Genomic DNA, 20,817 nt, shown 5'->3' with positions numbered 1-20,817 from the left:
CTTCTCTTGTTTGTTCAACATTCATCTGTTACGCAGCCGGAGGCCGCATCCGCGACGGTCTTTGCATATTTGTAAAGCACGCCTTTCGTTACTTTCAAATCGGGTTTTTTCCATCCGGCGCGCCGTTCGGAAATAATTTCCTCGGATACCTGCAGGTTGATGGTGTTATTGACCGCGTCGATGACAATGGTGTCGTTATCTTCCACCAACCCGATAAGCCCGCCCTCATGGGCCTCAGGTGTGATGTGGCCAACCACAAACCCATGGGTACCGCCGCTGAAACGGCCATCCGTAATCAAGGCGACGCTCTTGCCTAGTCCGGCCCCGATGATCGCGGAAGTAGGTTTCAACATTTCGGGCATCCCCGGGGCGCCTTTAGGGCCCTCGTTTTTGATGACGATAACGTCGCCGGATTTTACACGGCCTGACGCCAATCCGGCAATCAGCTCTTTTTCGCCGTCAAACACCCGGGCAGGTCCTTCAAACCGTTCGCCTTCTTTGCCTGAAATTTTGGCAACACTTCCTTTCTCGGCGAGGTTTCCATATAGGATTTGCAAGTGCCCCGTCGGTTTAATCGGGTTGTCCAGTGCATGTACGATAGGCTGGTCTATTTCATTGACCGGGGTTACGTCTGCTAGGTTTTCGGCCAATGTTTGCCCCGTCACCGTGAGGCAATGGCCATGTAATAACCCTTCATTGAGTAGGTATTTCATCACTGCAGGTACACCGCCGTAGTTGTGGAGATCCTGCATGAGGTATTTGCCACTTGGCTTGAAATCTGCAAGAACGGGTGTACTATCGCTCATCCGCTGGAAATCATCCTGGTTGAGGTTGATGCCCACACTTTTGCCGATAGCGATGAAATGGAGTACCGCGTTGGTGCTACCGCCGAGCACGATAATGACGCGTAATGCATTTTCGAATGCTTCTCGCGTCATGATGTCCGAAGGTTTGATGTCGCGTTCGAGCAGGATACGGATGTATTTACCTGCGTCCTGGCATTCCCTTCTTTTTTCTTCACTTACCGCGGGGTTGGAAGAGGAATAGGGAAGACTCATACCCAGCGCCTCGATGGCTGCCGCCATGGTGTTTGCCGTATACATGCCGCCACAAGCCCCTGCTCCGGGGCAGGTGTGTTTAACAATCCCCAGGAAATCCTCGTCGGATAGGTTGCCGGCAATTTTTTGCCCCAATGCTTCAAAGGCAGAAACAATATTAAGCTCCTGTCCTTTGTAATGTCCGGGTGCGATGGTACCACCGTAAACCATGATGGAAGGCCTGTCGAGTCTGCCCATCGCCATGATGGAGCCGGGCATGTTTTTATCGCAGCCGGGTATGGTAATCAGACCGTCGTAATATTGGCCCCCACAGATGGCTTCGATGCTGTCGGCAATGATATCCCGGCTTACCAGCGAATAGCGCATGCCATCGGTACCATTACTCATACCGTCACTCACGCCGATTGTGTTGAAGACGAGTCCTACCAAGTCGTTGCTCCATACCCCTTCCTTCACCACCTGGGCGAGGTCGTTGAGGTGCATGTTACATGTATTGCCATCATAACCCATACTGGCGATTCCCACTTGGGCTTTCTGCATGTCGTCGTCCGTCAAGCCGATGCCGTATAGCATCGCCTGGGCGGCCGGCTGGGTCTTGTCTTGGGTAAATACCCTGCTGTATTTGTTCAATACCGTCATTTGGTTAGTTAGCATAATTATATGATCACTTCGTAATTCTCTTTTTCCAACGTTAAGTTTTTGTAGGCACGCTGCATGGTGGCCCCGAGTGTGTCGCCCCACTCTTCGGGGAAGGTTGTATCATCTACTCCGGCTATGCCTACGATACCGGTTGCAGTGCCGGTCAGGAACGCGCTGTCTGCAGCCTTCAATTCTTCCGTCGAAATCTGCTTCTCCATTACTTCGATGTTGAATATCTTAGCAATTTCAAGCACGGTTTGCCGTGTGATCCCCGGGAAAATATGGCCGAGGGATGGCGTATATAGGACGGTGTCCTTTTCGATGAATAGGTTGTTGCTGGAAGCTTGGGCCACATAACCATTACTATCCAGCAGAATAGCTTCGTCAAATCCACGCTTCGTTGCTTCGGTCGTGGCCATGATCGAAGCGACATAGTGGCCGGAGATCTTGGCATCGACGGGCACAGATTTTGGGTTCGGCCGTTCGAAAGGCGATAGTGTCGTACGGATGAGGTCCGTTCCAAGGAAGGGTCCCCATTCCCATGCCGTGATGACAATGCTGGAATCGCTGGCGGGCGTCAGGTACATGTTGTGGCCGGTAGTAACCAATGGTCTGACATAAGCACTCCGTAGGTTATTTTTCTCGAGAAGCTGGTAAGTTTTGTCTACCAAAAGGTCGGTTTCCCATGGGAAGGCAATGCCCGTCTGCTTACAGGAATGCCGAAGCCGGTCGTAATGCTGTTCGGCCCGGAACAGGCGCGTACCATTGTGCGTGTTATATGCGCGGATGCCTTCTATGGCTGAATAACCATAGTGCAGTGATTGGCCGAAGAGATCAATCACCGTGCTGTCTGCCTTAACAAACTCGCCGTCTAAGTAGACCCATGTGTTTTTACCGAAGTACTTCATTTTTCTTTACCTGAAATTTGCCAATCCGCACCCCATTAAATGCCCGGATTCCTCCGTTAAATTCGCAGCAGGCAACTACTGTTTTTCCACTTCATCAAGGTATGACCTTTATTCATTATCGGCAATAGTAAAATGATAAATTATCAAATCAGAACATAATTTTATTATTTTGATTTTAGCGAATTAATATTCTGATATATTTTATTTTTACATTATAAATATCTGATGCATGTATACCAAAACCAACTTTGGTATTCGGTTCATTTTTTTGGTGTAAGCTATTTTGACTTCAAATTCTGCGTAAAAATCGGATTAGGATCAAAAAACTGGTAAAAAAGAAAGCCCTCCGGACGTTGATTACCGGAGGGCTTTTGTCTTTTATTTTTACGGTTTTTATTTTTCCTTGATCCCTTCGGCAAGCACGGTAATTTTGTTGTGGATGACTTCCACAACACCACCAATAATGTTGATAATCTCTTCGCTTTTGCCGGTCCGGATGATGATTTTTCCATCCTCCAGGGTGGAAACAATCGGCGCATGGTTTTCCAGTACCTCAAAGGCGCCACCGGAACCGGGCACAGTGACCGATGTGGCATCACCGTCGAAAACGGGTTTATCTGGCGTAATAATAGTGAGTCTCATCTCGTGCTGCTAAAAACTTCGGATCTCGTACTTTGTAATTCCGTATTGTTACTAAACGGCTTCAGCCAGTAGTTTCTTGCCTTTTTCGATTGCGTCTTCAATAGTGCCTACCAAGTTGAATGCGGCTTCGGGATACTCGTCCACTTCTCCATTGATGATCATGTTGAATCCCTTGATGGTATCCTTGATGTCAACCAATACGCCTTTAAGGCCCGTAAACTGTTCTGCCACATGGAAAGGCTGTGACAAGAACCGTTGTACGCGGCGTGCACGTGCAACGACCAACTTGTCCTCTTCGGAAAGCTCGTCCATACCGAGGATGGCGATGATGTCTTGCAATTCTTTGTAACGTTGCAGGATTTCTTTTACGCGCTGCGCGGTATCGTAGTGCTCATTACCCAAAATAACAGGATTCAGTATCCGTGAGGTGGAGTCTAAGGGGTCTACGGCAGGATATATACCCAATTCCGCGATTTTACGGGAAAGTACCGTTGTCGCATCCAAGTGGGCAAATGTAGTGGCCGGAGCCGGATCCGTCAAGTCATCAGCTGGCACATACACAGCCTGTACGGAAGTGATGGAGCCGCGTTTGGTCGACGTGATGCGTTCCTGCATAAGCCCCATCTCAGTAGCTAGCGTAGGCTGGTAACCCACGGCAGACGGCATACGCCCTAGCAGTGCCGATACTTCAGATCCGGCTTGTGTAAACCGGAAGATATTGTCAATGAAGAATAGGATATCACGGCCAGCACCTTCATTATCACCGTCACGGAAGTATTCAGCAATGGTAAGTCCGGAAAGGGCCACACGCGCACGCGCACCCGGGGGCTCGTTCATTTGTCCGAATACGAAGGTCGCCTTCGAATCCTTCAATTCTTCGGCATTTACTTTTTCTAAAGGCCATTCGCCTTTTTCCATGCCCTCCATGAACTCCTCGCCATATTTGATAATGCCCGACTCCAACATTTCGCGGAGCAGGTCATTGCCCTCACGGGTACGTTCGCCCACGCCCGCAAATACGGAAAGGCCGGAGTATGCTTTAGCAATATTATTAATCAGTTCCTGGATCAGTACGGTTTTTCCTACACCGGCACCACCGAATAGACCGATTTTACCACCTTTGGCATAGGGTTCCAATAGGTCAATCACCTTGATGCCTGTAAAGAGTATTTCGGTTTCGGTTGAAAGGTCCTCGAATTTAGGTGGAGTGTTGTGGATGCTGCGGCCATCGGATTTGTCGAGGTCTTTGATGCCATCAATGGCATCTCCCACAACATTGAATACGCGTCCTTTGATGCTTTCACCAACCGGCATTTTGATGGGAGCTCCCGTATCAACGACCTTCATGCCACGCATCAATCCCTCCGTTCCATCCATCGCAATCGTACGCACGCGTTCTTCACCAAGGTGCTGCTGCACTTCTAAAACAATGCGTTGACCATTTTCTTTTTCAATTTCCAACGCATCATAAATCTTGGGGAGTTTGGCGTTTTCAGCGAAACTTACATCGACTACAGGACCGATGATTTGAGCTATTTTTCCAATATTGGACATACTATCAGGAACTAAAATTTTATAAACCAACGTAATAAAGGCGAAATGCAAGCCTCAATTTTGGTCTGCAAAAATACGTTTTAAAGAATTAAAAGCAAATTTAAATGTAAAGAATTATTTGCCGATTACTCAAAGACCACGGCATGATAAATGGCGGTGGCGAATTGCGGAATCAGGGATAATACCGGCCAATCCGTTCCACGATTTCCTTCCGGAGTGCCAAGGGATCGATTATGCCCATTTGACGGTAAACAATTTCACCCTCCGGAGCGACGAGTATGGTATAAGGCAAGGCGCCTTGCCACGCTTCGTCCACCGCTTCAATGAGGTCATATTTATTTTCGTCGCCGAATATGTAATTTTTGTTGCTTGCATATTTCTGCTGGAGAAAGGATAGTACCTTATCTTCCGATTTACGTGAATCCAACGATACGGTAATGAAATCGAAGTCTCGGTTCCGATACATTTTGTCGGTTTCCACAAGCGCTGAAAACTCAGCCACGCATGGTCCGCACCACGTTGCCCAGAAATTGATCAAGCGATATTTCCCCGAACCGTTTTTGAGTATCGTTTTCAGCTCTTCTATCTCAACCGTATCAAGAACCACTGGCTCCTTTTTCCAATCTTCGGCTTCCTGGATTTTCCAGTCGGTCTTTGATTTCCATTTTACCGAGCACCCGAATGTTCTTGTGGTGGCTGTCGTAACGGGTTGCCCGGCAAGCAACTCGTCCACCGCATTCGTTAAATCGAACGTTTTAGCCCGGCCAATGTGTTCGTCATCATCGATACGGCCAACATAGCGTAGTATACGGCGCTCATCAAATACAAAGGCATGCGGCGTAACAACCGGTCCATATTGTTCGGCCACTTCCTGTGTTTCGCCGTCATACAGATAAGGGAAGTTATAGCCCTTATCTTTATACCGTATCTTCATCTCTTCGAAGCTGTCATTCAGGTCGGTATAACCCAGCTCATCGAATCTAACTGCTGCATCTGCATTCGGACTGATCGCCACCACCTGTACGCCTTTTGAGGCATAAGCCGAGGTAAACGCAATGATGCGGTTCTCGTATGCCTGCGCCGTGGGGCAATGGTTGCATGTAAAGACGATGACGAGCAGTTTGGCATCCTTGAAACTGTCCAATGTATAGCGCTTATCATCCACGCCTTGGAGATTGAAATCGGGGGCCTTTGAACCGATGGATAGCGTTTTGGGATCATCCGCGTGGGCGGTAGCGGGGACGATGAGGACCAATAAGGCCAGTAGCAACAGCATCTTGTTGAATGGTTTCATCATGCTACCCCAGTCGTTTATTGATCTCGTCCTGCAGTTGGCGTTTGAGCTTCTGTTCTTTTTCCATAGCCTTTTTACGGTGCTGCTCAAATTCACCCTGAAGGTCTTCGATCGCTTTTTTGGTATCCTTGGTCACCACGTGACTTTGGTTGAATCGGTAAACGTAGAAGGCCAGCGCCGCCGCCAATAGCAAAACAATGCCCCACATCATTAAACTATATGTCGCTTTTTGCAGGGAAATACCAATGAACGAAAAGCTGTCTTTTTCTTGCCGGGCTGCTTGGAGATCGTTTCGGACCTGCGCTAGTGAATCCGTAACGGCTTCTACCGTCGCCCGGTGGCTGCCGTCTTTGGCTTTCAAATCGGCAATTTCCTTGGTAAATGCTTGGATGGTATCGGCGATATTTTTCCGGATTCGCTCCAGATTAGCTTGGCGGACATGTTCAATACCATTTTGTGATCTCGAAATTGCATAGAGGTAAACAAATTGGCTATCGATGGTTCCACTGGTGAGTGACCCTTTGGGGGGCTCCCTCCGGGGCGCATCTTGGCCAAAAGCGGTTCCTATTGAAGTCAATGCAATCAGCATGGTAAGGAATGTAAAGTTTCTCATGTCTTCAGCTGTTTCTAATTAAGTTTTCGTTCAAATAAATTGTTTTCTTCGGTAATGAGCTTGCCTGCGTCGTCGCGTCACTTTATGTGTGCAATCCATGCAAGTTTTAACTATAAGAACACGATATTACGGGTTTTATTGTTAAAATGAAAATCAAACAACAGAAAATTAAACAGACAGCCGTAAACATGACAGCTCATAACAGTTCGCTTTTCCATCTTTTCTATCTTGCACCGTTTTTAATTGCCAGTTTAACCGTATCGATATGCAAGCATTAGCAGGAGTATTTTTTCATTTCATTGGTGGATTCGCATCGGGAAGCTTTTATGTGCCCTATAAGAGGGTAAAGGGTTGGGCATGGGAGAGTTTTTGGATTGTAGGGGGGCTTTTTTCGTGGCTCATCGTGCCGCCCTTAGCCGCTTACTTGACCATTCCTGGTTTTGCAGAAATCATTCGGCAGGCGGATGGCGGCACACTCGGTTATGCTTATCTTTTCGGGCTGCTTTGGGGTGTCGGCGGACTTACCTATGGTTTGGGCGTAAGATACCTCGGCGTGTCGTTGGGAAGCAGTATTATTCTCGGATTGACTATGGTGTTCGGCTCGCTGGTTCCCTCCATCTTCTTTTATTTCAACGGCAGTGAAGGTAAAGAAACTATCGATTTGTTTTTTACAACAACGTCTGGTCGGACGATTTTAATCGGTTTGGCAATTTGTGTGTTCGGGATCTACTTGTGTGGTAGGGCGGGCGTATTGAAGGAGCGGGAATTAGCCGGGTCAACGACCGATGCAAGTGGGAATAAAGACTACAAGTTTGGCTTAGGGCTGGTGGTGGGTATCGTTTCCGGTATCCTGAGTGCCTGCTTCAATTTTGGACTGGAGGCCGGGAAGCCCATGGCTCACGTGGCCAATGACATCTGGAAGGCCGCTAATCCCGGGCAAGGTGAATTCTTGTTTCAAAACAACGTCACTTATGTGGTTGTCCTTTGGGGTGGCCTGACTACCAATTTCCTGTGGTGTATGTTTCTGAATGCCCGTAATAAGACATTTGGTGACTATGTAAATACGAAGACGCCAATCGCACGTAATATTTTCTTCTGTGCTTTGGCGGGAACCACCTGGTATCTTCAATTTTTCTTTTACGGTATGGGAGAGAGCCGGCTGGGTAATGGGGCGAGCTCCTGGATACTGCACATGGCATTTATCATCCTCATTGCCAACGGCTGGGGCATCATCTTGAAGGAATGGAAAGGGGTAAGTAGGAAAACGTATGCAACGATCCTCGGCGGCATAGCAACGATGATCCTTTCTATTTTACTGGTGGGATTTGCGCGGACACTATAAACAGCGGCAGGCAATTACATAACGCATAAAACAAAAACAAAATGTCAAAAATTATTGGAAAAGAATCATTCAAGCATGTGAGTTATTTGTGGGATGAAGCGAAAGCTGCAGCGTTGGAGGGCGATGAGGTAGCGTTGTTGCTCTATCGTTCCAACCTGTTGGGAGCCGATTTGCGGCTCACGAATTACGGTGGGGGCAATACCTCATGCAAAGCCATTGCCAAGGATCCGCTAACGGGGCTTGATACCGAGGTGATGTGGATCAAAGGTTCGGGTGGTGATATCGGTACCCTCACGCGAAGCGGACTTGCAGCACTGTATATCGACCGGTTGCGCAGTTTGGAGCACGTGTATCGTGGTATTGAGCATGAGGACGAAATGGTTGAGTTATTTAACCATTGCATTTACGACTTAGCATCAAAGGCTCCATCTATTGATACCCCCTTGCATGGGTTCCTTCCCTTCAAGCACATTGATCATTTACACCCCGACGCTGCGATCGCCATTGCGGCGGCAAAGGATGGAAAGCAGATCACAAAGGAGTTGTTCAATGGGGAGATCGGTTGGGTGGAATGGCAACGGCCCGGGTTTGACCTGGGACTGAAGTTACGGGAATGCCTCAATGAGAACCCCGGAATAAAAGGTATTATGCTGGGTTCACACGGGCTTTTTACCTGGGGAGACACCGCCTATGAAAGCTATGTAAACACGCTGACCGTCATTGAGCACTGCGCTGAATACCTGGAAGCTAATTACGGTAAGAAGCGACCCGTATTCGGAGGGACTAAACTGGCAGAGGTGCCTGCCGAATTACGTAAAAAGCAAGCCGCGGCATTGGCTCCGGTGCTCCGCGGATTCTGTTCTTCCGAACGCCATATGGTCGGGCATTTCACGGATGACGCCCGTGTACTTGAGTTTATCAACTCCAACGACCTCGATCGCTTAGCGCCTTTGGGCACCAGTTGTCCTGATCATTTTCTGCGCACTAAAATCAGTCCGTTGGTACTAGACCTTGCACCGGATGCCGACCTGTCTGATATGGAGGCGTTGAAAGCCTCATTGGCGCCGGCTTTTGAAGCGTACCGGGCAATGTATAAAGATTATTATGAAACATGCAAGCACCCCAATAGCCCGGCTATGCGCGATCCGAATCCGGTGATCATTCTTTATCCGGGCATCGGTATGTTTTCCTTTTCAAAAGACAAGCAAACCACCCGTGTTGCATCGGAATTTTACATCAATGCCATCAACGTGATGAAAGGGGCTGAGGCCATCTCTGAATATACGTCGCTGCCCAGACAGGAGGCGTTTAATATCGAGTATTGGCTGTTGGAAGAAGCCAAGTTACAACGTATGCCCAAGCCCAAACCCCTATCGGGCAAAATTGCCTTGATTACCGGCAGTGCAGGTGGTATTGGGAAAGCGATTGCCAAGAAATTCGTGCAGGACGGAGCAGTTGTTGTCTTGAATGACCTCAATGCGGAACGGCTGGAAGAGGCCGGCAAGGAGTTTCAGGCTATGTTTGGGAAAGATGCCTATGCCACGGCACTTCTTGATGTTACCGATGCTGACCAGATCCAGCAGGCTTTTGACGCTGCCGCATTAGCTTTTGGTGGTGTCGATATCGTCATAAACAATGCGGGTCTTTCGATATCCAAGTCGATCGAAGACCATACGCAAAAGGATTGGGATCTACTTTATAATGTATTGGTAAAGGGTCAATTTCTGGTCACCCAATCTGCCGTGTCGGTGTTGAAGAAGCAATCCATTGGCGGAGACATCGTAAACATTGTAAGCAAGAATGCGTTGGTCAGTGGGCCAAACAACGCCGGATACGGCTCAGCTAAAGCTGCACAGCTGCACCTGAGTAGACTGAATGCGGCCGAGCTTGGGGCGCACAAAATCCGTGTAAATGTTGTTAATCCCGACGCGGTAATCAGCGACAGTAACATATGGGCCGGTGGCTGGGCTGAAGGGCGGGCCAAAGCGTATGGTATCACTGTGGAGGAATTGCCAGCTTATTACGCTAAGCGCACGCTGCTTAACGAGGTCATTCTGCCCGACGACATTGCAAATGCATGCTTGGTATTGGTCGGTGGCCTGATGAACAAATCCACAGGCAACGTGCTGAATGTAGATGGGGGAGTAGCCATGGCATTTGTACGTTAAATTATCTTTTATTAGCAGAATTGTCAGTCCAATCTTCTTGAAGCGCGTGAATTGGCAATGCTTTTTTAACTTTGACAAGAACCCGCTATGAATATCGATAGAAATCAAATAGCTGAACATAACAAACGGTTGGAGCATACGCAGCAACGGAGATTTGCGCAATTGGCGGAGGATATGCCCAACATCGACGGTGTCGTGCAGAAACTGGTGTCGTTTCAGGTGGCTATCCCAAGCTGGGCATTAGGTACCGGCGGGACCCGATTCGGCCGCTTTTCAGGCGGTGGCGAACCCGGAAATTTAGAAGAGAAAATTGCTGATATCGGGCTATTGCATGCGCTTAATCAGTCAAGCGGCGCCATATCACTGCATATTCCGTGGGATATTCCAAAAGATTATGCTGCCATACGGACGTTGGCGGAGCAGCACGGTCTGGCATTTGACGCCATGAACTCCAATACGTTCCAGGATCAACAGGGGCAAACCCATAGCTACAAATTCGGCTCCATGCAACATGTAGACCGAGCTGTTCGTAAGCAGGCTATAGACCACAATATCGAAGTTATCAAGCATGGCATTGAATTAGGCTCCAAGTCGCTGACCGTGTGGTTGGCTGACGGATCGAGCTTCCCCGGCCAGCTTAATTTCCGTCGTGCTTTTCAAAACACCCTCGAAAGTTTGCAGGAAGTATATGCGGCGTTACCGGCCGATTGGAAAATTTTTGTCGAATATAAAGCGTTCGAACCCAATTTTTATTCCACGACGGTAGGCGATTGGGGGCAATCCTTGCTGTATGCCAGCAAGCTTGGCGACAAAGCTTATACCCTGGTGGATTTGGGGCATCACTTACCCAATGCCAATATCGAACAGATTGTTGCCTTGTTGCTGATGGAAGGCAAACTCGGTGGATTTCATTTCAATGACTCCAAATACGGGGATGACGATCTGACCACCGGGAGTATCAAACCGTATCAGCTGTTTTTGATATTTAGCGAATTGATAGAGGGGATGGACAACCGGGGCATGGAACATGCCAAGGATTTAGGGTGGATGATCGATGCATCGCATAACCTGAAAGATCCATTGGAAGATTTGCTCCAATCGGTAGAGGCAATCCTTATCGCATACGCGCAGGCATTGCTGATAGACCGTAATGCGCTCAATGAGGCACAGGCAACTAATGATGTCGCGCGTGCGCAGGAGGTGTTACAGCAAGCCTTCCGTACTGATGTTCGGCCGTTAGTGGCCGAGGCGCGTTTGCGCGCGGGTGCGGCGTTGAATCCAGTCCAGTTGTACCGAGAACTGGATGTGCGTGGAAGGCTAGTTAAGGAACGGGGTGAAAAAACGGTAGCTACGGGATTATAAGCAGAAAAATGAAAACGCCGGTTATAGCGATATTTGATGTCGGGAAGACCAATAAGAAGCTGTTCCTCTTCAACGAACAATATAAAATTGTTTTCGAGCGATCAGCGCGGTTCACCGAAACGGTAGATGAAGATGGCGACCCATGTGAAAACCTGGAAAGCCTTCGGCTTTCTGTCTTTGATTCGTTGCACGAAGTATTCCGAAGGTCCGAGTTTGACATCAAAGCGATCAACTTCGCAGCGTATGGAGCTAGCTTGGTTTGCGTTGACGAAGATGGTAAACCCGTGGCACCGCTATATAACTACCTGAAGCCTTACCCCGATAACCTGCAACGGAAATTTTATGAAACCTACGGTGGGGAAGAGAAAGTCGCGTACACTACGGCCTCACCCATTTTAGGCAGTCTCAATTCGGGTATGCAATTGTACCGGATCAAATATGAGAAACCTGCGCTTTTTGAGCGAATCCGTTGTGCCCTACATCTACCGCAATACCTGAGTTTTCTGATTTCAGGACGTATGTACTCCGATATGACGAGTATCGGCTGCCATACCCACCTTTGGGATTTTACGGCAAATGACTACCATGAATGGGTGCGCCGGGAGGGTATTATCGATAAGTTGGCCCCCATTGTCGCCGGAGATGCCGTATTTCCGGCGTCTTTTCCAGGCAATGGATATGGTGTAGGAGTGGGATTGCACGATAGCTCGGCTGCACTCATACCTTACCTGGTCAGTTTTCACGAGCCTTTTGTGCTGATATCTACGGGTACATGGTGCATCAGCCTCAATCCGTTTAACCATACACCGCTGACTAAGGCAGAGCTGGAAGCCGACTGCCTTTGCTACATGCACTACCAGGGAACGCCTGTTAAGGCATCCCGGCTCTTTGCGGGTTACGAGCATGAACAGCAGGTGAAACGGATTGCAGAGCATTTCGGCCAACCAACCAGTCGCTATCGGAATATGGCATATGACCCCAATCTGGTAGCCAAGTTACGGAAAGCAGTTGGAGGACCCGCACCGATAGGGGGCAAGGTATCGGCATTTGCACAACGTAACCTGTCGGATTACACTTCATACGACGAAGCGTACCACCGCCTCATGATGGATCTGGTAGATTTGCAACAGATTTCTACCGGTTTGGCGATCAAGGGGTCCGATGTAAAACGTATTTTCGTCGATGGGGGTTTTAGCAAAAACACGGTCTATATGAACTTGTTGGCAGATGCGTTCCCGGAGATGGAAGTGTTTGCAGCCTCCATGGCACAAGCCACCGCCGTAGGGGCAGCATTGGCCATTCACGCCACATGGAACAAACGTCCGCTGCCCAATGACCTGATTGAATTGCGGTTTTACGCACATGCTAACGAAAATAAAGAGCAACATAGATGAATCCCGAATTACTGAAATACAATCCCCAATATCCATCGGTACAAGACTTGAAGAAAAAGGCCAAGCAACGTATCCCCAAGTTCGCCTTTGATTACCTCGAAGGCGGATGCAACGATGAGCTAAACCTCTGGCGCAACGAGGCCGATTTTCGCGATATCCAACTTATCCCGCGGTACCTTAAGAAGCACAGGGGTGTAGACATGCGCACCGAATTGTTTGGCCATGTTTATGATGCGCCATTTGGTATATCACCCATCGGATTGCAGGGATTGATGTGGCCAAACGCACCAGTCATTTTGGCCAAAGCCGCACGGAAGCATAATATCCCCTATATCCTCAGCACGGTGTCTACGGCAAGTATTGAAGAGATTGCAGAAGTCGCCGGATCCCAGTTTTGGTTCCAGCTTTACCACCCCACAGAAAACAAGCTGCGTGATGACATCTTACGTCGGCTGGATGCGGTAGAATGTCCTGTATTGGTGGTTCTGGTAGATGTTCCGTCCTTCGGGTTACGCTACCGCGAGATCAAAGCAGGGCTGTCCATGCCGCCTAAAATCACCATCAACAATTTCATCCAGGCAGCTTTGCGGCCGGCGTGGTCCGTTGAGTTTCTGAAAGCCGGCATGCCTACTTTTGCCACATTAAAACCCTACATGGGAAAGGACCTCGATATCAAACAGCTCGGAAAGTTCATGAACGCTACGTTTACTGGGCGTGTGGACTCCGAAAAAATTAAAGCCATCCGGGATCTTTGGAAGGGTAAATTGGTCATCAAGGGCGTGGTGTGTGACGAGGATATGGAAGAAAGTATCCGCTTGGGGGCAGATGGGGTCATCGTATCCAACCATGGTGGACGGCAAATTGACGCAGGCGAGTCTACCATAAAACCCTTAAAAGGACTAGCCGATAGCTACGGCGACAAAATGACCATTATGATTGATAGCGGCTTGCGTTCTGGCCCCGATATTGGACGGTCGTTGGCATGCGGTGCTAAGTTTACCTTTATGGGGCGTCCGTTTATGTACGGAGTGTCCGCTTTGGGCAAGCAGGGAGGTGATCATACCATTGCGCTGTTGAAGGCTCAATTAAAGCAGGTGATGGAGCAGGTCTGCTGCGAACAGGTTGGCGATTTTCCGACAGCGTTGGCCTCCTCGTAGACTTACAGCTGATCGGTTAGCCGCATTTATTTCCAAAACTCATCCAACCAGTCGTCACAGTGGGTTGCAGCATTGTGGTGTTTGGCGATAGTGGAAAGCTGTAATGTAGTTGCGATTCGTTGCACCTCATTAAATAATATCCGCTCTTCGAAGCGGATATGGCTATCTAACTCTTCCTCAATCAAATTTAACGACCGCCAGATATCCGTTTCCTGCATAAACAATCGTTTCAGCCGTCGATGTTCGGAAAGGGCCTTTTTTACCAATTCATGGTTACTGCCCAACACCGGAAAGACGTGTTTTTCTTCGATATCAAAGTGGCTGGCTAGGTGGGATTGCCAAAACCAGTCGATATATGGTTTAATGCGGTCAGCCGATACACCCCGTTTGAAGCCTTCCCTGATTTTCCAGCACAGCAACAGGCCATGATGGTGGTCACGGCTGATGGCTTTCAGGTACTCACTCCTTTTCAATGGTTTGGTGTCATTCATGGCCGTTTGGGATTTGTTTAAGATTCCAACACTTGCATTAATACGGAGGCATGATTAACCTTTTCGTCTTTCGCGGCGTATAACAAGGTCACCCCGCCTTTTTTGGCCAGCTCACGCAACTTGGCGAGGTCTGATACTTTCGTGGAGAGTTCCTCCCGGTATTTTGCCGAAAACGCTTCAAAACGATCAGGTCGATGGTCAAACCATTTTCTGAGCGCTGTTGAGGGAGCGATCTCCTTCTTCCATTCATCAAGCTTGGCTTCTTCCTTGCGTTGCCCCCTCGGCCACAGCCGGTCCACCAATATGCGGTAACCATCCGCGTCAGCAGGAGGATCATAGATACGTTTTATTTTGAATCTTGCCATAAAACAACATGTATAGATCGAGCTTACAACAGGGGCCGTGCCGGGTTGTTTTTGTAGTACTGTATTTTGTGCAGAAACATTTCTGCCATGCGGTCGGCTTGCCACTTCGCTCTTTCAGCCTTTTCACCGATGAAGTATTCATCGACAGTCTCGACAAACAGTTCCATCCAACGATCGAAATGACTTTTTTCGACAGGTAGCTCCGCGTGGGGCACAAAAGGGCTTCCGAAATACGTATGCTCCCCTAATAGAACCGTTTGCCAAAAATGATACATTTTCTCCAAATGTGCTGGCCAGCGGTCTTGGATGACATTGTTGAAAATAGCTTTCAACAGGTCATCCTCACGTACCTTATCGTAGAAATTGTCGACCAACAGTTTGATGTCGTCAAGATTCGATATGTTTTTTCTAGTTTCCATTGGTCATCGTGCAGTTAGTGCGAGCGAGGAAGTATCTCCCCGATTTCAACCCCATTGCGAGATCGTGGACGGTCGTTGTTTCCAACATGTTTTTTAATTGCGACCTGACAACGACAAATTTGTCGTGCATGGGGCAAGGTTGCCTACTGTTGCATTCGTTTAACCCCAGTCCGCATCCGTTATACAGTGTGTCTCCATCCATAGCACAGACAATATCGCTCACTTTTGTCGATTCCATTTTGAGTGGGTCGATTTCAAATCCACCATAAGGCCCTGTATAGGAAATGACAATGCCCCGTTTGGTTAATGTGCCCAGAATCTTCCCGGTAAAGGCTTCAGGCGAACCGATATTGTCTACAATATCGCCGATTTTAACTCGTTTGTTTTGCAGCGTCTGTGTGGCAATATAGATTACTGCCTTGATGCCGTATTCGCATGATTTTGAAAACATTAACTTGCCATTTGATGGCAAAGATACGAAAGTTTCTTATTTACGACAAATTTGTCTTAAATAGCAAGAATGTCGGTTTCCGGAATTCTATTGTGCCGAGGATGGTTGGTTATCAGCTATTGCATCGGTGGTTGCTTGTTGATACGACACGAAAGGCCTAGAGAGAGAAATAGGCTATCATCGTCGTCAAACAGGGACCGGCCACCCGCAATATCTATCTGGCAGTTCGTTATACACAATCAATTTGGTCCTTACAGATAGAAAAGCCCAATCATTGCAATAAAATAAACCCCTAAAGCTATCCAGGAATCCGTACCCATACCTCTGTGTCGTTTATCGCTTTTGATAATCATCCCGGAAAGGTATACAAGCGTAACCAGCATGGCGATACTCGTTAGGTAGATGTTTACGTTGTTGGCACTGGGCAATATCGCGTTGTTGGTAATCAGGGTAGCAGGAAGAAATAAAACGGGCAAAAAAACATTCCCACCAAATATATCGCTGATGATGGGTTGATAAGATTTGTTGCGAACAAAGGCCAAGCCACCTGAAATTTCAGGTAATGAGGTTACCAGCGCTAATACCGTTGCGCCGAAAATGACACCGTTTATTTCGTAGTGGGCCGCAATGGCAGAACTTGAAGCTTCTAGTAACACACCAAATACCAATATGATAATGGATACAACAACGAGCCCTATCAATGCCGAAGTTTTGGAAAGCCTGGTTTTCGCTTTTTCTTTAAGTGGAAGGGGGGAGCTTTTCTGAAATTTTTTCATCGCAAAAATACTGGCGATCCACATGAGGCCGATGAGCAGCTCCGGCGGTGTAGTTCTTGCAAAAAGCAACGTATTGCGAAATAAGTGCCCGATAATAACGATGGTCAAAATCGCAACAAGGAAAAGTCCTTGCAGGATGCTAGTTTCGCTGCTGGTTAGCGTGGAAAGTGGTTTAGATTGTTTTCTTGACGCGAAATCGAACAGCGCCAGCAACGTCGATTGGATGGCAATTCCACCTAGAATATTTCCAGTTGCCATGTCAATATCACCTTTTATAGCACCATTTATCGTAATCGCTATTTCTGGCAAATTGGTGACTATGGCGAGAATCATCGTTCCTCCGAACGCGCTTCCCAGATTAAATTCTACATCGATGAAATCAACAAGCGTAGACAGCTTCGTGCAAAAAAACCAAATTATACCGGATGCGATAATAAATAGGATAATACTTAAATTGATTCCGAAATTAAGCTCCACTTATTAATGAATTAGGTCCTTAATCAATCATCGCTATCGGCGGCTTGCGGTATCCCTTCTCTCCACTCACCGATCTGAAAGGATTGTAGGCGCAAATACGTTGATGCAAGGTAAGAATTTTTGATGCGAAACGCACGCCAAGATGAAAATTTCTGATCCGGATAATTGCATGAACGAGGCGCTGTAAAAACATGAAAACGCCTGCAAATTGAATGCAGGCGTTTTCATGTTTTGACTTCAAGATGTGTAGCCCGTAGGGGAATCGAACCCCTGTTTCAAGAATGAAAATCTTGCGTCCTAACCCCTAGACGAACGGGCCTTTTTTACCGTCAAAATCCAAACGCTGGGTTTTTTCGGTCTGCAAAGATAGGAGTATTTCCATTTCTTCCAAAAAAAATCATATAAATTTGATGTGTGGTCAGTGTATCATTTCCTTGGCAAGGATAAATACTTCTTCACGCACCATTTCTTGTTTTGCGGCACCCGTGATTTTCTGCGCTCGTACCTTGATATCCAACAGGTCGAAACCATTGGTCAACAGCAGCTTTTGTGCCTCTTCCGGCGTATAGAGCGTAAACCCATAGGTGGTAAATGGAAGCTGTTCCATAAATGCCTTACTCGCAATGGCCAAGACGAATATACCAGTGGGTTTTAGTACCCTCTTGATTTCAGCCAATTGCTTGGCAGGTTCTGTCCAGAAATAGAGGGTATTGACGGTAAATACCTTATCAAAAGTTTGGTCCGAAAACGGGAGATGTATGCCATCCACGTGCTGGAAGGTAACCCGGCCTGCGTCGATGTGGTGTTTGTTGATTTCTCGAGCGGTCACAACCATGGTCTTTGAGATGTCGACTCCTGTATAAACGATTTTAGGCCCTTTGGCCAATACGTATGAAGCAAAGTGCCCGTTGCCTGGACCGATCTCCAGTACCTGATCATTATCCCCGCAATCGAGCAGATCCACAGCATGGCGAGTCATGTCTGCATTGCTTATATTCATATGCTCAGCAGTTTTGATCCCCATATCGCCCTCTGGTTTGGATAACTGGGCTGCCAAGGCCTTAAAATCAATCGAGCTGTCCATATTAACTACTTTTTGTCCATGCTATATTTGCCGGGCCCCACAAACGCAAGACCTAAAAAGACGACACCGATCTCGATGGCATGGGATGCCCCTTTGATTCCATCACCCCGGCCCAGGTGGGATAGTGCTGCAATCAGCATCGTAAACGCAAGCACAAGTGCTACGGGTCTGAAAAATAAACCGAGTATTAGACATAGGCCACCAAGGGTTTCGGCTAGTGCAGCAGCCAGTCCCCAAACAACAGGAAGAAACGTAACCCCGACATGCCCCATTGCGCTACCCACGCCTTCCCATCGGTCTGGTCCACCCATGAGCTTGGGATAACCATGCATCACGAACATAATACCTAGCCCGATGCGGATAAGCAACAATCCAGTATTCTTAAATCTACCTAATGAAGAAAGTGCAGCCATATTGATTTACGATTTTGTTCAACCACCTATTTTATTCCGCGCAAATTGATTTATCTTTGCCACAGTTGCAAACAATGGGATTCATTTTTCTGTAATAATTGCGTCCTTACCCGCTAAATAACTGAAATACATTGAGTAATATAGCTTTACCCTTCAAACGTTATACGATTACCTCGGCATTACCTTATGCCAACGGCCCACTGCATATCGGACACCTCGCAGGTGCCTATATTCCGGCTGATGTCTACGTGCGTTTCCTGCGCCTGAACGCCATGGATGTGGTGTATGTATGCGGTTCGGACGAACATGGCGCTGCCATTACCATCAAAGCCAAGAAGGAAGGAACCACGCCACAGGCCATCATTGACAAGTACCACGCACAGATAAAAGACAGTTTCGAAGAATTCGGGATCTCATTTGATATCTACCACCGTACTTCCGAACGGATACATCACGAACTTTCGCAGGAATTTTTCCGCAATCTCTACGAAAAAGGGGAGTTTATCGAGCAGGTGACTGCGCAATATTATGATGAGGAATATCATCAATTTCTGGCTGACCGATATATTACCGGTACATGCCCCAATTGCCAAAATGAAGGTGCATATGGCGATCAATGTGAGAAATGCGGTACATCGCTCAGTCCGACGGACCTGATTAATCCGGTCTCTACACTCAGTGGGAAACCTCCGGTGCTTCGTGAAACCAAGCATTGGTACCTGCCGTTGGATAAATACCAACCCTGGTTGGAAAAATGGTTGCTCGAAGGGAAGAAAGCGGTGCTGAAGCCTAATGTCTACGGGCAATGCCGGTCTTGGCTTAAATCGGGGCTGCAACCCCGCTCGATGACACGCGACCTCGATTGGGGTGTTGACGTGCCGCTGGAAGGCGCTGAGGGTAAAAAGTTGTATGTGTGGCTCGACGCACCGATTGGTTATGTATCTGCTACGAAGCAATGGGCATTGGACACGGGAAATGATTGGGAAAAATATTGGAAAAAGCAGGCTGATCCCGCGGATGATGCTTGCCTGATCCATTTCATCGGCAAAGACAATATTGTATTTCATTGCATCACGTTTCCGAGTATTCTTCATGCGCATGGCGAGTACATCTTGCCAGAGAATGTCCCCGCCAACGAGTTTCTCAATTTAGAGGGCGACAAACTGTCTACTTCACGTAATCATGCGGTTTGGCTGCATGAGTACCTGACGGAGTTTCCTGGTAAGCAGGACGAACTGCGCTATGTGCTCACCTCCATCCTGCCAGAGACCTCTGATAGCGAGTTTACCTGGAAAGATTTCCAAGCTCGGATCAACAATGAGTTGGTAGCGATCTTTGGCAACTTCATCAACCGTGTATTGGTGCTTTCACATAAATATTTCGACGGGAAGGTGATGCCGGCAACCAGCTTGACCGATACGGACCGATTTATTTTTTCGGAACTGGAACGTTATCCCAAACATATCGCAGGTTCAATCACACAATTCCGCTTCCGCGAGGCCTTGGCGCAATTCATGAATGTAGCCCGTCTGGGTAATAAATACCTGGCCGATGCGGAGCCATGGAAGCTGATCAAAACGGATGAGGATCGGGTGCAAACGATCTTGAATGTCAGCCTGCAAATCGCCGCCAATTTAGCCGTATTGGCGCAGCCTTTTTTGCCCCGTACGGCGGATAAGATGTTTGAAATGCTTCGTTTTGACGGGCGCGACTGGAAAAACGCGGGTGGTAACGCCTTGCTAAGTGCGGGCCACCAGCTGGGAGCGGTACAGTTGCTTTTCGAAAAGATTACGGACGAGCAGGTCGATGCCCAGCTCGCGAAACTTTCTATCGCCAAGGAGCGTAATGCGAATGCCGCAACAGCCTTGGCCGAAACCAAGGACAATATCGGGTTTGATGACTTCGTGAAAATGGATATCCGTGCGGGTAAAATCCTCGCTGCGGAGAAAGTGGCTAAAACCAAAAAATTGCTTAAGCTCACCATCGATACGGGAATTGATCACCGTACCGTGGTATCGGGCATCGCCGAGTTTTTCGCTCCCGAAGAAATCGTGGGTAAGCAAGTGGCTATATTGGTCAATCTGGAGCCCCGTGAAATAAAGGGAATCTTATCGCAGGGCATGATTTTGATGGCAGAAGATACCGATGGCCGTTTGGATTTCGTGGCTCCGCAGACCGATATCCGTGCCGGAAGCGTGATTCGATAAGCT

19 protein-coding genes and 1 tRNA gene are annotated in these 20,817 nt (G+C 48.0%); 6 read left to right on the top strand and 14 right to left on the bottom strand.

Features of this window, described 5'->3' with window-relative positions:
- Window positions 1-14: 14 nt before the first annotated feature.
- The 6 genes from ilvD to IEV98_RS02065 all read right to left on the bottom strand — a co-directional run bounded on the left by ilvD (window position 15) and on the right by IEV98_RS02065 (window position 6,708).
- Window positions 15-1,712: a dihydroxy-acid dehydratase gene (gene ilvD / locus IEV98_RS02090; RefSeq protein ID WP_229738525.1), complete on the bottom strand. Its 1,698-nt coding sequence runs from the start codon at window positions 1,710-1,712 to the stop codon at window positions 15-17.
- A gap of 2 nt (window positions 1,713-1,714) precedes the next feature.
- A complete protein-coding gene (gene ilvE, locus IEV98_RS02085) occupies window positions 1,715-2,605 on the bottom strand; it encodes a branched-chain-amino-acid transaminase (protein WP_188504274.1) in 891 nt (296 codons plus the stop codon).
- Window positions 2,606-2,998: 393 nt separating this feature from the next.
- On the bottom strand, window positions 2,999-3,247 hold the full coding sequence (gene atpC / locus IEV98_RS02080) for an ATP synthase F1 subunit epsilon (protein ID WP_188504273.1): 249 nt from the start codon (window positions 3,245-3,247) through the stop codon (window positions 2,999-3,001).
- Between the two features lie 51 nt (window positions 3,248-3,298).
- Window positions 3,299-4,801 carry a F0F1 ATP synthase subunit beta gene (atpD, locus tag IEV98_RS02075; RefSeq protein WP_188504272.1) on the bottom strand — a complete coding sequence of 501 codons (1,503 nt, stop codon included), beginning with the start codon at window positions 4,799-4,801 and terminating at the stop codon, window positions 3,299-3,301.
- 172 nt (window positions 4,802-4,973) lie between these two features.
- Window positions 4,974-6,098 carry a redoxin family protein gene (locus IEV98_RS02070; protein WP_229738524.1) on the bottom strand — a complete coding sequence of 375 codons (1,125 nt, stop codon included), beginning with the start codon at window positions 6,096-6,098 and terminating at the stop codon, window positions 4,974-4,976.
- Window position 6,099: 1 nt separating this feature from the next.
- Complete coding sequence (locus IEV98_RS02065) at window positions 6,100-6,708, bottom strand: hypothetical protein (protein WP_188504271.1); 609 nt, start codon at window positions 6,706-6,708, stop codon at window positions 6,100-6,102.
- A gap of 265 nt (window positions 6,709-6,973) precedes the next feature.
- Between IEV98_RS02065 and rhaT the strand changes: the two genes are divergently transcribed.
- The 5 genes from rhaT to IEV98_RS02040 all read left to right on the top strand — a co-directional run bounded on the left by rhaT (window position 6,974) and on the right by IEV98_RS02040 (window position 14,131).
- On the top strand, window positions 6,974-8,050 hold the full coding sequence (gene rhaT, locus IEV98_RS02060) for an L-rhamnose/proton symporter RhaT (protein WP_188504270.1): 1,077 nt from the start codon (window positions 6,974-6,976) through the stop codon (window positions 8,048-8,050).
- Window positions 8,051-8,091: 41 nt separating this feature from the next.
- Window positions 8,092-10,218, top strand: coding sequence for a bifunctional aldolase/short-chain dehydrogenase (locus tag IEV98_RS02055; protein WP_188504269.1), 2,127 nt, complete (start codon window positions 8,092-8,094; stop codon window positions 10,216-10,218).
- An 87-nt stretch (window positions 10,219-10,305) separates the two neighbouring features.
- Window positions 10,306-11,580 (top strand): sugar isomerase, encoded by a 1,275-nt coding sequence (locus IEV98_RS02050; RefSeq protein ID WP_188504268.1) that lies wholly within the window; start codon window positions 10,306-10,308, stop codon window positions 11,578-11,580.
- 8 nt (window positions 11,581-11,588) lie between these two features.
- Entirely contained in the window at window positions 11,589-12,974 is a 1,386-nt protein-coding gene (locus tag IEV98_RS02045) for an FGGY-family carbohydrate kinase (protein WP_188504267.1), read from the top strand.
- Complete coding sequence (locus tag IEV98_RS02040; RefSeq protein ID WP_188504266.1) at window positions 12,971-14,131, top strand: alpha-hydroxy acid oxidase; 1,161 nt, start codon at window positions 12,971-12,973, stop codon at window positions 14,129-14,131. Before IEV98_RS02045 ends, IEV98_RS02040 begins: the two co-directional genes overlap by 4 nt.
- Before the next feature lie 26 nt (window positions 14,132-14,157).
- Here the strand turns inward: IEV98_RS02040 and IEV98_RS02035 are convergent, their stop codons facing one another.
- From IEV98_RS02035 to IEV98_RS02000, 8 genes are all read right to left on the bottom strand, one after another.
- On the bottom strand, window positions 14,158-14,622 hold the full coding sequence (locus IEV98_RS02035; protein WP_188504265.1) for a hemerythrin domain-containing protein: 465 nt from the start codon (window positions 14,620-14,622) through the stop codon (window positions 14,158-14,160).
- 17 nt (window positions 14,623-14,639) lie between these two features.
- Window positions 14,640-14,987: a DUF488 domain-containing protein gene (locus tag IEV98_RS02030; protein ID WP_188504264.1), complete on the bottom strand. Its 348-nt coding sequence runs from the start codon at window positions 14,985-14,987 to the stop codon at window positions 14,640-14,642.
- A 23-nt stretch (window positions 14,988-15,010) separates the two neighbouring features.
- On the bottom strand, window positions 15,011-15,406 hold the full coding sequence (locus IEV98_RS02025) for a group III truncated hemoglobin (RefSeq protein WP_188504263.1): 396 nt from the start codon (window positions 15,404-15,406) through the stop codon (window positions 15,011-15,013).
- Window positions 15,396-15,857, bottom strand: a complete 462-nt coding sequence (locus IEV98_RS02020) for an RrF2 family transcriptional regulator (protein ID WP_188504262.1) — start codon at window positions 15,855-15,857, stop codon at window positions 15,396-15,398. The genes IEV98_RS02025 and IEV98_RS02020 overlap by 11 nt, the downstream gene beginning before the upstream one ends.
- 251 nt (window positions 15,858-16,108) lie before the next feature.
- Window positions 16,109-17,110 (bottom strand): sodium:calcium antiporter, encoded by a 1,002-nt coding sequence (locus IEV98_RS02015; RefSeq protein ID WP_188504261.1) that lies wholly within the window; start codon window positions 17,108-17,110, stop codon window positions 16,109-16,111.
- Window positions 17,111-17,357: 247 nt separating this feature from the next.
- Window positions 17,358-17,429, bottom strand: a tRNA-Glu gene (locus IEV98_RS02010).
- Window positions 17,430-17,528: 99 nt separating this feature from the next.
- Window positions 17,529-18,194: a class I SAM-dependent methyltransferase gene (locus IEV98_RS02005; protein ID WP_188504260.1), complete on the bottom strand. Its 666-nt coding sequence runs from the start codon at window positions 18,192-18,194 to the stop codon at window positions 17,529-17,531.
- Between the two features lie 5 nt (window positions 18,195-18,199).
- Window positions 18,200-18,607: a DoxX family protein gene (locus IEV98_RS02000; RefSeq protein WP_188504259.1), complete on the bottom strand. Its 408-nt coding sequence runs from the start codon at window positions 18,605-18,607 to the stop codon at window positions 18,200-18,202.
- Window positions 18,608-18,738: 131 nt separating this feature from the next.
- On the opposite strand from IEV98_RS02000, the gene metG reads away from it, so the two are divergent.
- Window positions 18,739-20,814 (top strand): methionine--tRNA ligase, encoded by a 2,076-nt coding sequence (metG, locus tag IEV98_RS01995; RefSeq protein ID WP_262892472.1) that lies wholly within the window; start codon window positions 18,739-18,741, stop codon window positions 20,812-20,814.
- Window positions 20,815-20,817: the final 3 nt, after the last annotated feature.

The organism is Parapedobacter pyrenivorans, from assembly GCF_014636865.1.
Lineage (GTDB): Bacteria > Bacteroidota > Bacteroidia > Sphingobacteriales > Sphingobacteriaceae > Parapedobacter > Parapedobacter pyrenivorans.
The sequence above is the reverse complement of the archived record's forward strand: the minus strand, read 5'-3'. Positions and strand labels throughout refer to the sequence as shown.

Excerpts from the sequence above, each read along its gene's own strand:
- IEV98_RS02025 (WP_188504263.1), bottom strand. The coding sequence starts at position 15,406 with ATGGAAACTAGAAAAAACATATCGAATCTTGACGACATCAAACTGTTG.
- IEV98_RS02070 (WP_229738524.1), bottom strand. The coding sequence starts at position 6,098 with ATGATGAAACCATTCAACAAGATGCTGTTGCTACTGGCCTTATTGGTC.
- IEV98_RS02020 (WP_188504262.1), bottom strand. The coding sequence starts at position 15,857 with ATGTTTTCAAAATCATGCGAATACGGCATCAAGGCAGTAATCTATATT.
- IEV98_RS02050 (WP_188504268.1), top strand. The coding sequence starts at position 10,306 with ATGAATATCGATAGAAATCAAATAGCTGAACATAACAAACGGTTGGAG.
- ilvD (WP_229738525.1), bottom strand. The coding sequence starts at position 1,712 with ATGCTAACTAACCAAATGACGGTATTGAACAAATACAGCAGGGTATTT.
- IEV98_RS02045 (WP_188504267.1), top strand. The coding sequence starts at position 11,589 with ATGAAAACGCCGGTTATAGCGATATTTGATGTCGGGAAGACCAATAAG.
- rhaT (WP_188504270.1), top strand. The coding sequence starts at position 6,974 with ATGCAAGCATTAGCAGGAGTATTTTTTCATTTCATTGGTGGATTCGCA.
- IEV98_RS02000 (WP_188504259.1), bottom strand. The coding sequence starts at position 18,607 with ATGGCTGCACTTTCTTCATTAGGTAGATTTAAGAATACTGGATTGTTG.
- IEV98_RS02035 (WP_188504265.1), bottom strand. The coding sequence starts at position 14,622 with ATGAATGACACCAAACCATTGAAAAGGAGTGAGTACCTGAAAGCCATC.
- IEV98_RS02065 (WP_188504271.1), bottom strand. The coding sequence starts at position 6,708 with ATGAGAAACTTTACATTCCTTACCATGCTGATTGCATTGACTTCAATA.
- IEV98_RS02055 (WP_188504269.1), top strand. The coding sequence starts at position 8,092 with ATGTCAAAAATTATTGGAAAAGAATCATTCAAGCATGTGAGTTATTTG.
- ilvE (WP_188504274.1), bottom strand. The coding sequence starts at position 2,605 with ATGAAGTACTTCGGTAAAAACACATGGGTCTACTTAGACGGCGAGTTT.
- IEV98_RS02005 (WP_188504260.1), bottom strand. The coding sequence starts at position 18,194 with ATGGACAGCTCGATTGATTTTAAGGCCTTGGCAGCCCAGTTATCCAAA.
- IEV98_RS02030 (WP_188504264.1), bottom strand. The coding sequence starts at position 14,987 with ATGGCAAGATTCAAAATAAAACGTATCTATGATCCTCCTGCTGACGCG.
- atpD (WP_188504272.1), bottom strand. The coding sequence starts at position 4,801 with ATGTCCAATATTGGAAAAATAGCTCAAATCATCGGTCCTGTAGTCGAT.
- IEV98_RS02040 (WP_188504266.1), top strand. The coding sequence starts at position 12,971 with ATGAATCCCGAATTACTGAAATACAATCCCCAATATCCATCGGTACAA.
- atpC (WP_188504273.1), bottom strand. The coding sequence starts at position 3,247 with ATGAGACTCACTATTATTACGCCAGATAAACCCGTTTTCGACGGTGAT.